A 12,325-nucleotide genomic window follows, 5' to 3' on the forward strand; every position below is an offset into this window, starting at 1 on the left:
GGGAAACGGAGAGCTATACGGGCCCGGATTTCCTGATTCTCCCATAGAAGATACGATACCGGCGTAAGGTATCATGGATGCCGTTCGATGCCGGACGGATATGGGACGATTTGTATCACCACGCCAGCTGGTTCCCGTCTGCCGGAAAGAGAGCCATCGGGGTGTGAGCGTGTTCAATGAGAGATATGAAAAAAATCGGGAAAATGGGTTATTCTTACAGCACCGGCTTCTTCTTCAGCGCTGCGACGAGCAGATCCACCCCGGCCTCGACATCGCGTATGTCCAGCACCTCAACGGGCGAGTGGATATACCGGGTCGGGGGACTGATCGTTGTGCTCGGGATGCCGCCTTTTGTCAGGTGGATCGCGGTTGCATCGGTGGTGCCGCCAGTCCCGACCTCGGTCTGGACCGTGATATTGTTTGCTTCAGCGGCATCTTTGAGCCACCGGACAACCCTGCGGTCGGCGATGAGCCCCCGGCCGCTGGAGTCGACGATGGTGATGACCGGGCCCTTGCCCATCTCCACCGGCGCATCCTTCATCTCAATGCCCGGGTGATCGCCCGGGATGGTCACATCGGTTGCGATCGCGATATCCGGCTCGATCGTATACGCGCTCGTCCGGGCTCCCTTCAGGCCGACTTCTTCCTGGACCGTGAAGACCCCGTAGATTGTGAGAGGGGATTTGACGGTCTGCAGGGTCTTGATCAGCATCGCCACGCCGGCCCGGTTGTCGAATGCCTTTCCGGTCACACGGGAGTTGGCGAGCTCGCAAAACTCGCGGTCAATGGTGATGGGGGTGCCGACATCGATCCCGAGGTTCGCCACCTCGTCCCGGTTTATCGCACCGACATCGATGAACATATCGTCGATCTTGACACCCTTCTTGCGCTCCTCATCGTTCATCATGTGCACAGGCTTGCCGCCTATCACGCCATAGACCGGCCCCTCAGCCGCATGGATGATGACGCGCTGGGTGAAGAGCACGGGATCGTACCAGCCGCCGAGAGCAACGAAGCGGATGAAGCCCTTGTCGTCAATGTACTTCACCATCAGCCCGATCTCGTCCATATGGGCCGCGAGCATGACCCTGAACGCATTTCCTTTCTTGACAGCGATAAGGTTGCCCATCGAATCCTCGTGGATCTCGTCCACGTGGCCTTTGAGTTCCTTTTTTATCACCGAGAATACGCTGCCTTCGCTGCCCGATACGCCGTGGGCGTTGGATAATTTCCGTAAGAGTTCCTTGACCATGGTCTCACTTCACGATTTTTCCGATACGTCCGAGTGCAGTCATGATATTCTGTCGCGATGTGGCATAACTGAACCGGGTGTATGCCGGTGCATTGACGCCGAATGCTGTGCCGGGTACCGCGATAACCCCGCTTGCGATGATCTTTTCCGTGAGCGCCGGTTTCATCGGCACGAAGGTATAGAACGCACCTTCCGGTTTCGGGAAATCGAATCCCATCTCTTTCAGGCCGGTCCAGATGAGATCGCGCCGTGCCTCGTACTCGTCCCGCATGACCTTAACGGCGCTCTGGTCTCCCTCATATGCGGCTACCGCGGCATACTGGGAGATGGATGTTGCGCAGGCCTGGCAGTACTGGTGCACTTTCAGGCACTGGCCGACAATCTCCGGCGATGCCGCGAGGTACCCGAGGCGCCACCCGGTCATCGCATAGGTCTTGCTCGTGGCATTGATGGTGATGACGTTGTCACCGAACAGCGCTGCGCTGTAGTGCTTCTTGCCGTAGATGAAGTGCTCGTAGACCTCATCGGAAACCACAGTGACGCCCTTGTCGCTGGCATACTCAACAAGGGCTTTGATCGATTCTTTGCTCTCCACAGCGCCCGTCGGGTTGCCGGGAGAGTTGATGACAAGGATCTTTGCCGTGTCCATCAGGCCCTTGGCCGCTTCGATATCGATATGAAGGCTCTTTGTCAGTGGCACACTCACCGGCTTCCCTCCCCCGAGTGTTGCAAGCGATGCGTACGATACAAAGCCCGGGTCGGGGCAGAGGACGCGTTCCCCCGGGTTCAGCAGTGCCTGCATGACGATATGGAGCGCCTCGCTTGCACCTGCAGTGATGATCAGCTGGTCAGGGTGGTATTTTATTCCGTTCTCGTTTTTGAACTTCTTACTGATGGCAGCCCGGAGTTCCGGGATTCCGTTGTTGGTAGTATACCCGGTCTTCCCTTCCTGGATCGCTTTCACCGCTGCATCCTTGATATGCTGCGGCGTGTCAAAATCCGGCTGCCCGAGCCCGAGGTTGATGGAATCCGGCCCGGCTGCCTCAAATATCTTCCGGATGCCGGAGATTTCGATCCCCGCCACCCGTTCTGAGAATTTCACGACCATATGCCACGCTCCTTTATTCGATATTGGTGTGCCGGTTCTTTAAGGCACTTTCATCGGTCTGGGTGATCTCCATCATCCGCGAGATGACCGCATCGGCAAAGACCATCGATGCAGTCTCGAACAGGGTGCCAAGCGGTGCGAAGGACTTGTGGTCCCCCATCATCTGCCGGATCTCGAACTCCGCTGCATCGTCCGCTACCGGGTCCCGGTGGTGCTCGATGATGACAATGCTGTCGGCAATCTTCCCGATACGCGAGTCGGCATTGGAGGTGATCAGGCAGATCTTCCCGCCGATTTCCCGGGCGGTCTCCGCAAGATCGGCCACCGTTTTTGTTTTCCCGGATCCCGAAAAGATGACCATCACGTCTCCCCTGTTCAGCGCAGGCGTTATCGTCTCTCCGATAACATATGCGTGGAGACCGAGATGCATCAGCCGCATCGCAAACGCCTTTGCCACAAGGCCGGATCGGCCGGCCCCGACAACGTAGATCCGTTTTGCGTCCAGCAGCATCCTGATGAAGTTCTCGGTATCCGTATCCGAGATGCTGTTGGCAATCGATCGTATCTTCGTTGCCATCAGTTTCATCATATCCTGTACACGATGGCTTTCCATGGTTCCCGCACAAGAGATACATTCACAAACCTGATGAGCGTTTCGACACCGGAGCATTCGTCAGGGTCTGCCCGGAGAAGATCTATAAACGAAGATCGCCTACAGTACCGGTGTGATAGTGCCCCTTCTCAAGTGGGCCGGGGGAAAGCGGCAGCTCCGGTCCGAACTCGTACGCCGGCTCCCGAACCACTGGGGTACGTACTATGAACCGTTCATCGGGGGTGGCGCGCTGCTGGTCGAACTCGCAAACACCGGAAGGCTCACCAAAGGAGTTATCGGCGACAAGAATCCCGAGCTGGTCAGCCTGTACCGGGTTGTGAAGAACGACCCGTACGCGCTCATACGGGCCCTCTCTGATGATAAATTCAAAAACGATGAGGAATCCTTCCGACATCTCAAGGCAGAATTCAACACCCTCATCGGTACGCGGAAATCCCCGGTTAACCGGGCTGCTCTTCTCCTGTACCTGAACAAGCACAGTTACAACGGACTCTGGAGGGTGAACAGCAGGGGGCATTACAATGTCCCGTTCGGGAAATACCCACGGCTCAGCCTGCCTTCGGCACAGGATATCCTGATATTCAGCCGGATGCTCCGGAATGTCACGCTCGTCCACGCGGATTTCGAACGGATTCTCCGTACCGTGAAAGAGGGAGACTTTGTCTATCTCGATCCGCCGTACCATCCTCTTTCGAAAACAGCACGGTTTACAGACTATACCACCGGCGGATTCCCCTTTGAAGACCAAAAGCGCCTTGCCCGGGTATTTGGCAGGCTTTCGGACCGGGGTGTCCTGCTGATGCTGAGCAATTCCTGCACGCCCGAGATCAGAGCGCTCTATGACGGGTATACCATCCATACGGTTCCGGCAAAGCGTTTCATCAACTGCAAGGGGGAGAGACGCGGCGGAGCTGTTGAAGTAATCGTGACGAATTACTGAACCGGGCGCTTTATCGGGGACGGACCGGTGTATAGGAGCCTTTCACACCTGCCCATCGATATTTACTCTGAAAAGCGCACTAACCCATAATCGGGGCTGCCGCTCAAAGAAAATCCCGTGGATTTTTGTTGGTTCGTATTGCCAGAGGACGATGCAGACCTCCCCGTGCCCCCGATAGATACCGCTACCCCGAATGGAGATCTTCATGATCGGACGGTCAGGGAGATCTCGAGGAAAATTCACAGGATTTTTCAACGAGCACCGCGACGGCTTCCAATACTGGTTTTCCCTGAGAAGAAGTTGCCCTGCAATGCCCCGGAGTCCGAGTGATTCATGAGAACCGCGAGGCAGTGAATGCGGCAGTCAGACTTACGGCAGGAAAAGGGCTGTGCCCTTCTCCAGAACGCACTTCGGGTTCTTCGACTCGGTCCTGAGACAGGATACACACTCAGTAATTCTTGTTGATGGGTTAATCCGGTTCACGCGCCCGGTACTGCTCTATGGTCCCCGCAACCGCTAGTTTCCCGTTCTCCAGAACGGACACGGCACCGTGCCCGCCACAGATAAGGCACTTCCTTCCCGTGCCAGCCAGCGTTGCATCGGTCTCCTGTGCAATGGCGAGGAGTTCCTTCCGCTCCCGGGTCGCCTTCGTGCTGTCCACGTTCACCGAAGTGACGAGAAACGCGGCGAGAGAACTGTAATCTGCCCGGTCCTTTGTCATGCTCGCGAAATTGATGACGCTGTCCGCGGTAAAGAGAAGCGCGTGTTCCTTTTCATACAGAAAGACCTGACCGTACGTATGCCCGCCAAGACCATCCAGCACCTCAAAGGACAGGTCTCCGACAACGAATGTTCCGATGACCGGGAAACTTCCCCGCATGATCCCGCCCGGTTTCTTAAAACAGCGGACATCCTGCGGGATATTGAACTTCGAGAAGAGGTTGATCATTTTGGTATAAAACTCATCGAGGCTCGAATGATCGCTTGTTGATCCATAGGCCCGGTTATTCGTACGCAGGATGTCCAGCGTTCCCTCGTGCATGAAGACCGGCACATGAAAGAATCCTGCGCCGCCGCAATGGTCGGCGTCGGCATGTGTGACGATGATTCGCGACAGGCTCCTGCCATCACCGAGCCCGTACCGGGAGAGCATCTTCATGACTGAATCGTGATAGATGCCGTAACCGGTATCGATCATCACCATCTCCGCGGGGGTCCGGATGATGAAAAGGCTGCCGCCGCACGGGGGCTGGAAACAGTACAGCAGGGTGTCCTTTGTCACGCTGAATATCTGAACATCGGCATAGAAATGTTCGCCATTCGTCGCATTCATCGAACGGCCGGTCCGGAGCACCGAATCAAACGCCTGACGGGGATTGCAGCCACGATCGGTCAGTTCCTGTGCCATGTGGTTGGTATCGGCAAGGAATGACATCAGGAACGGTTCCTCAGAGTCTCCAATCAACTCACGGACATCTTGGGCGTACCTGACATAAAATACAGTATCATCCAGGTGTTTTCCCGTTGTATCATATTCGAGAATTTCCAGCCGGTAGCGGGACTTCAGCTGATCGAGCAGGCGCTCGATCTCAGTTTCCTGTTCAAGACTGAGGCTGACCGTGAGCCGATCCGGGTGGCGTCCCCGGTCATCGAAGTCGATATACGCGATATTGGCGCCGGCTGCAGTAGTATACCCGAGGAACTCAAAGAGGGCGCCCGGCCGGTGAGGAAGGAATATGGCGAACTTCAGGAAATTCAATGGTTTCAGGGATGTCTGGAGGTACCCGATCTCCGCAAGCTCTTTCGTTATCCCGCTGTACGCCTCATCGGTTGCCGTCACTTCATAAAAGACCGTGCCGGGATCGATCCGGCGATCGAACTGGATCCGGTTGATATTGCCATTGTATTTTTTGATGATCTCTGCAGCCCGGTGGAGGGCCCCGGGTGTGTCGGGCATATGGGCGATAAAAAAAAATTTCTTCACGGGGATTCACCATGTTTGCGTATACCCGTCTCGTGTATTCGCCGATATAGGTTATGGTAGATAACATCATTCAAGGAGAAGGGAGGATATTATCTCCGGGAAATGGTGATTACAATTATCCCTGCCCCCAGTCCTGCAAGGACAGTAACCGGCGCGACCGCCGATTGGGTCGTCTGGACCGGTTTTGAAGGATCTGGCGTTTTGGGCTCTTCTGACAGGGTCAGGAAAATCGTTGTCGTTTGCGGTACAGAAGGAGTAGTTACACCGGATTGTACGTCCGCTTCATCCACCACGGTCAGGACCGTGCCGAAAGAAGTCTTATGAAGGGGGGTGTTGACGGTTACAATGTACTGCCCCGGGCCCATATCGACATGGAAACTGTAACTGAAAGATCCCGACGAACTGACCGGCGATGTGTACGTATGCAGGATCCTGCCGGAAGAATCCGAGATATCGATCTTTGCGCTGTCACCGCCGGTCTCGGCCATCCCGTTCAGTTCGACATAGTTTCCGATGGTAACCGGGTTGGGCGAAGCAGTAATGCGGAATTCCGGCTTTTTCAGCATGAACTGGCACGTCGCTGACTTGTCCGTCTGCAGCGAGTCCGTTGCGACAAAGGTATAGCGCCAGGTCTGTAACTTTTCTGTGCCGGGAATGCCTGAGGAGTACCAGGTATATTTCCATGTCCCGTCCGGGTTCACCTTCACGGGTGTTCCCGCGCCTGCGGGACCGTTGAGGTTGGCAGCAGGGACCCCCTCCGAAGGGAGACCCGGTCCGGTGATCCGGATCAGGGTGATGTTTCCGTACGTGTTTTTCCCATCAAACACAACGGTATCTCCGACATAGCCGCCGCCGGATCCACGGTACGCGATCGACAGGGACCCGGTATCGGCCATCACCGGTGGAAGGAGGCATACTGCAAGAACAAGAAGCAGGAAACCGGAAGACAACGTTTTATGAGTCGCTTTTTTCATGGACGTCCTCTGACAAGGAGAAATTGAAATTGGCAATGGAAATACATTTTCGTGTCATATCCCCGGCATTTTCATCATACAGACCGGGACGGGGGTTACCGTATAACGAAACTATATCTATCTTACCGGCTCACCCATGAACATTGGATGATCCTGATGACCGACGTTGAACTGGCAAAAAAACGGGGCGAGGAGCACCTGAAAGAGACCCTTCCGTCCATAGTAAAAACGTTTGCGTACGAAGATACGGCGTACCACCTGCCGATATCGTATGCCCTGACCGGGACAGCAGTGCATGACAGGAACACTGCCCTTGATGTATTTTCCCGGACCGGCAGTAACCCTATCGTTGCTTCCGAATGCATCCTTGCGGAAAAGACCGCTGCAGCAGGAAAGGAGCAGGCACCCTATACCGGGTTCATCGGCGATACGGTCATCCGTAAGCTCGGATACTCCCTTGTGGACGGGAGCATCCTCGGTCTTGCCCTGATTGTCGGCTCCCCGGACAGCCCCGGGACCGCGGCTGCCATCTGCCGCGAGCTGCAGGAGAAATATATGCTTACGTTTCTTGCCGGCCCGGTCATCCCTTCGCTCCTGAACAACGGAGTAAAACTTGGACTTGATTATCGCCTCGTTCCGCTCGGTTCCGCACCGCTCTACGGGATCCATTTCGTGGACATCATCGCCCGGGTCGCCATGATGTTCGGCGGCGTCACCCCCGGTGATACCCACCGTCTCCTGGCCTATGCAGCCGAGCGGGCGAAGGCGATCGTGATTGTCTTCCCCGGCCTTTCCGACGATGAGGTTGCTCTCGTGGACGGCATGCGTGTCCTGGGATTCCCCATCCTATCTATCGGGGACTATACCGGGGGTTCATGGATCCCGGCTGCAGCGGACGGGGTCGTTCGCAAAGGGATGGAGGAGAAGGGGATCCGGGTCAACGTGACGGCCATACCCATTCCCATGGGCTGCTCCCCGGCCTTCGAAGGCAAGAGCATCCGCAAGGAGGAGATGTATGTGGAGTTCGGCGGAGGGAGGTCCACGGCATTTGAGCTGCTCAGGATGCGGACTGCCGGCGAGATAAAAGACGGACAGGTCACGGTTATCGGGCCTGAGATCGGTTCGATGAAGGAGGGATCGGCCAACCCGCTCGGCATCGTCATCGATGTTGCCGGAAAGACCATGAAGAAGGACTACGAGCCGGTCCTCGAACGGAGGATCCACAACTTCGTGAATTACGGCGAGGGATCATGGCATGTCGCCCAGCGCGACCTCATCTGGGTCCGGCTGTCGAAAGAAGCCGTGGCAAAGGGCGTGAAGATCGAACACCTGGGAAAACTCCTTGCCAGTAAGTTCCGCATGGATTTCCCGCAGCTCCTGGATGCGGTTGCAGTCACGCTCATCACGGACCCGGCAAAGGTGGAGGAGGCAAAAAAGGAGGCTGAACGCGTGTACGAAGAGCGCGACGCCCGCATCAGGGGGATGAAGGATGCCGATGTAAGCACTTACTATTCCTGCACGCTCTGCCAGACTTTCGCCCCGAACCACGTCTGCGTCATCACCCCGGAGCGCCCGGCCCTGTGCGGGGCCATCAGCTGGCTTGACGGCAAGATCGCATACGAGATGTCGCCGTCGGGCGCCAACCAGCCGGTCGAGAAAGGGGCCGTTATCAACGCGCAGAACGGCGAGTTCGACGGGGTCAACCGGTTCATCCGGAAAGCGAGCCACGGAGAGATCGAACGCTGTTCGCTCTATTCTGTCATGGAATTCCCCATGACCTGCTGCGGTTGTTTCGAAGCGATCGCTCTCATGCTCCCGGAAGTGAACGGCATCATGGTCGTGAACCGCGAGTTCAAAGGAGAAACCCCGTCGGGCATGTCATTCTCGACGCTTGCCGGGACGATCGGCGGGGGAGCCCAGACCCCCGGGTTCGCCGGGATCTCGAAGAATTATATCCTGTCCGATCGTTTCCTGCAGGGGGAAGGAGGGATCGAGCGCCTTGTCTGGATGCCGTCACAGCTGAAGGAGGAGCTGAAAGACCGGCTCCGTAAGAAGCTTGCCGAAAAGGGCCTTGAGGATTTCTTTGATAAGATAGCCGATGAGACGAAGGCAAAGACTATCGAGGAACTGATGGTATACCTTGAGAAAGTCGCGCACCCCGCGCTGGCCATGAAGCCGCTGGTGTGATGCAGCCATGGTACCTGAAGCGCAATTCGGCTGGACAGGCACTATTGAAGGCGTCACGCTGGGAGCGACCAAAGCTGAGGGAGGGACGCGCTGCATCTCATACCGTATCGGGGGCGGGAAGAACCTGCCGTTCCTGGACAGGGATTCATCATCCCCTTCGCCGCTCATCGCGTACGAGCTCTGCGATTATGCGCCGCTCTGGTCACCCATCGTCCGGAGTTACTGCGGGGATCTCGTCGACAGCCTCCCGGAATGGACAAAAACTGCGGAAACAACATACAAGCCGGATCTCATCCGGCTGCACCTGAACAGCACCCGGCAGCGTAACTTCTCCGACATTCCGGGGCTCGGGAAAACGGTAGAGACCGTCCTCTCGGCAACCGGACTCCCGCTGATCATCGAAGGCAGCAACGAGCCGAAGATCGACAGTGAGGTTTTCCAGCGGTGCGGGGAGAGCGGACAGGGCGAACGGCTGCTCCTTGGTACTGCCGAGGCAAGCCGGTACCGGAGTATCGCCGCGGCTGCCCTTGCCTATAACCACTCGGTAATTGCCCAGTCCCCCATTGATGTCAACCTTGCAAAACAGCTCAATATCCTTTTAAAAGAGATCGGCGTCCCACGGGATCACATTGTCATCGATCCCTATACGGGGGCGCTCGGGTATGGGTTCGAATACTCGTATTCCGCCATGGAACGGATCCGGTTTGCAGCCCTGAAGGGCGATACCGATCTCGCAATGCCGATCATCTGCTCTGCTGCTGATACCCTTACCATAAAGGAAGTCCGGGAAGCGGATCCCGCGATGCAGGACAGCGTCGCCGTCAGCTGGGAGTTGTACACCGGGATTGCAGCGGCTGCCGCAGGGGCGGAGATCATCTGTGTCCGGCATCCGGCAACGATCGGTATGCTGCGGCAGGCATTTACCAGCATGAACGCCAATACAGTTCGTCGGGAGGTGGAATGACATGGCCCTCAAGGCACTCGATATTTACAAGCTGCTGCCGAAGAAGAACTGCAAGGAGTGCGGCGACCCGACCTGCCTGACCTTTGCCATGAAACTGGCCGGAGGTAAAGCCGATGTCGATCTCTGCCCGTATCTTGACGATCAGGCAAAGTCGGTCCTTGGAGCCACAACGAGGCCGCCCATACGGCTCGTCAGGGTGGGCGTTGGCGAACGGTTCTTCAAGATCGGAGAAGAGACCGTTCTGTACCGTCACGAGAAGACCTTCTACCATCCCCCGGGCATCGTCTTCCGGCTCAAGGATACGCAGACAGAAGAGGAGATTGCAGCAGTAACCCGGCGGGTCAGGGACGAGACATTCACCCGTGTCGGTACCGATCTCCGGTTCAATGGTGTTGCGATTGAAAATACCAGCGGGTCCGCCGAGAAGTTTGCATGGGCTGTAGCCACGGTAGAGAAGCAGCAGGCACACCTGCCCCCGGTCCTCATTGCACAGGACCCTGCAGCACTCGCGGCCGCCCTTGTCCATTGCGGAACCTACCGCCCGCTTCTCCACGCAGCCATTGCAGAAAATTTCCGGGATATGTGTGCGCTTGCAAAGCGTCACGGTTGCCCGCTGGTTGTCCGGGCACCAACCCTCGACGGGCTTGTGCAACTGGTAAAGGACTGTACGGCTGAAGGCGTACAGGATCTCATGCTCGATCCCGCCCCGGAAAACCTTGGCGCCTTTATCCGCCGCTCGACCCAAATCCGTCAGCTCGCGATCACGCGATCTCTCCCGGAACTGGGGTATCCCGTGTACCTGGACGCCACTGCAACCGGCCTTGAGGATGCAGCACTTGTTCTCGGGATTGTCAAGTACGCGTCCGTCATTGTAACCTCCCCGCTTGAGGCGGGCCCGGCAAAAGCTTCACTCACTCTCCGCCAGAATATCTATACCGATCCCCAGAAACCGATCCAGATGAATCCGGGCCTCTACCGTGTCGGAAACCCGGGGAAGGATGCACCGGTCCTGATGACTGTTAACTTCTCCCTCACGTTCTTTACCCTTGAGGGCTACCTTGAAGCCAGCCGCATCCCCTGTTACATGCTGATCGTTGATACCGAGGGGCTCTCCGTTCTTACTGCCGTTGCCGCCGGAAAGCTGAACGAGACCCTTGTCCGCGATTCCTTACAAAAATTCGATGTTGGCAATGAGGTTATGCACCGGAAGCTGATCATCCCGGGGTATGCTTCCCCGCTCTCCGGCAGGATTGAAGAAGCAACGGGATGGAAGGTCCTCGTCGGCCCCCGGGACGCGGCAGAGATAGGGGAATTTCTGCACGAAGTCTGGAAGAAACAGGTATAACATTCCCGGATTTCGGAAAACCAAACCGATCTTTTTTTACCTCCCCTTTTTGATATTATGCAGGGATTGTCATGACAGATCAGATCAACGAAGGCCAGGAAAAAACCGCTCTGGTCGGGAAAGGGACGATAGCCCTGATTACCGGAATCGTGATTATTATCGCGGCCCTCATTGTAACAGGACTGATGCAGACGGGTGGTGGACCGGCTGTCCTTCCGGCGGACTGTGCCGCGAGATCGATAGCGTACATCAACAATAATCTCGTCTCGCAGGGAACTTCCGTGACATTTGAGTCCGTTACCGAGACGAAGGGGCTCTACGAGATAAAAGCCCGGTTCCAGTCCGAAGAGATTGCTGTATATGCCACAAAGGACTGCACCCTTTTATTCACGAATGTTGTCAACATGTCTGGAGGTTCCGGTGCCACGCGATCTGCCGCTGAAACCCCCGTCCCGGTGAAAACCGTACGGCCGTCGGTTGACCTTTATGTCATGTCTTTCTGTCCCTACGGCACACAGGCAGAAACCGTCATGAAGCCTGTCGTTGATCTTCTCGGCAGCAAAGCCGATATCCGGATCCGGTATATTACCACGGTTACCGGCACCACGGTTGACTCGGTCGACTCCCTCCACGGCAAACCGGAAGCAAAGGAAGACCTTTTCCAGGCCTGTATCAACAAGTACTACCCGGATAAGTACTGGACATACCTTGACATGTTCAATAAGAACTGCTACCCGTCATGGCAGGATGCTTCGGTTCTTGAACCCTGCCGGAGGAACACTACTGCCGCTGTCGGTATCGACCATGCAAAGATCGAAACCTGTGCCGGAGGTGCTGACGGTCTTGCTCTTCTGAAGGCAGATGAAACCTCTGCAGAAAAAGACCGGGCAACGGCATCACCGATGCTCTTCATCAATGGCGTGAAGTACTCGGGAGCACGGACACCGGAAGCTTTCAA

10 protein-coding genes are annotated in these 12,325 nt (G+C 56.4%); 5 read left to right on the forward strand and 5 right to left on the reverse strand.

From position 1 onward, the window contains the following. Positions 1-214: 214 nt before the first annotated feature. Genes A4E33_RS07410 through hxlB form a run of 3 tightly spaced genes read right to left on the reverse strand, consistent with a single transcriptional unit; the run spans position 215 to position 2,973 of the window. On the reverse strand, positions 215-1,252 hold the full coding sequence (locus tag A4E33_RS07410) for a M42 family metallopeptidase (protein WP_292347060.1): 1,038 nt from the start codon (positions 1,250-1,252) through the stop codon (positions 215-217). Positions 1,253-1,256: 4 nt separating this feature from the next. Continuing rightward, positions 1,257-2,360, reverse strand: a complete 1,104-nt coding sequence (locus A4E33_RS07415; protein WP_292347061.1) for a pyridoxal phosphate-dependent aminotransferase — start codon at positions 2,358-2,360, stop codon at positions 1,257-1,259. 13 nt (positions 2,361-2,373) lie between these two features. Next, positions 2,374-2,973 (reverse strand): 6-phospho-3-hexuloisomerase, encoded by a 600-nt coding sequence (hxlB, locus tag A4E33_RS07420; RefSeq protein WP_292347062.1) that lies wholly within the window; start codon positions 2,971-2,973, stop codon positions 2,374-2,376. 112 nt (positions 2,974-3,085) lie between these two features. On the opposite strand from hxlB, the gene A4E33_RS07425 reads away from it, so the two are divergent. Further along, positions 3,086-3,913: a DNA adenine methylase gene (locus A4E33_RS07425; RefSeq protein ID WP_292347063.1), complete on the forward strand. Its 828-nt coding sequence runs from the start codon at positions 3,086-3,088 to the stop codon at positions 3,911-3,913. Positions 3,914-4,382: 469 nt separating this feature from the next. Here the strand turns inward: A4E33_RS07425 and A4E33_RS07430 are convergent, their stop codons facing one another. Both A4E33_RS07430 and A4E33_RS07435 read right to left on the reverse strand, forming a co-directional pair. Then, positions 4,383-5,870: an MBL fold metallo-hydrolase gene (locus A4E33_RS07430; RefSeq protein ID WP_292347064.1), complete on the reverse strand. Its 1,488-nt coding sequence runs from the start codon at positions 5,868-5,870 to the stop codon at positions 4,383-4,385. A 116-nt stretch (positions 5,871-5,986) separates the two neighbouring features. After that, positions 5,987-6,871, reverse strand: a complete 885-nt coding sequence (locus tag A4E33_RS07435) for a hypothetical protein (protein WP_292347065.1) — start codon at positions 6,869-6,871, stop codon at positions 5,987-5,989. Between the two features lie 156 nt (positions 6,872-7,027). On the opposite strand from A4E33_RS07435, the gene acsB reads away from it, so the two are divergent. The 4 genes from acsB to A4E33_RS07455 all read left to right on the forward strand — a co-directional run. After that, positions 7,028-9,058 (forward strand): acetyl-CoA decarbonylase/synthase complex subunit alpha/beta, encoded by a 2,031-nt coding sequence (gene acsB / locus A4E33_RS07440; RefSeq protein WP_292347066.1) that lies wholly within the window; start codon positions 7,028-7,030, stop codon positions 9,056-9,058. Between the two features lie 7 nt (positions 9,059-9,065). Further along, positions 9,066-10,022, forward strand: coding sequence for an acetyl-CoA decarbonylase/synthase complex subunit delta (locus A4E33_RS07445; RefSeq protein ID WP_292347067.1), 957 nt, complete (start codon positions 9,066-9,068; stop codon positions 10,020-10,022). Between the two features lies 1 nt (position 10,023). Further along, positions 10,024-11,367, forward strand: coding sequence for an acetyl-CoA decarbonylase/synthase complex subunit gamma (acsC, locus tag A4E33_RS07450; RefSeq protein ID WP_292347068.1), 1,344 nt, complete (start codon positions 10,024-10,026; stop codon positions 11,365-11,367). Positions 11,368-11,438: 71 nt separating this feature from the next. Then, the coding region (locus tag A4E33_RS07455) for a hypothetical protein (RefSeq protein ID WP_292347069.1) at positions 11,439-12,325 on the forward strand (887 nt) is incomplete at its 3' end.

The organism is Methanoregula sp. PtaB.Bin085 (assembly GCF_002067035.1).
In the GTDB taxonomy this organism is placed as follows: Archaea; Halobacteriota; Methanomicrobia; order Methanomicrobiales; family Methanospirillaceae; genus Methanoregula.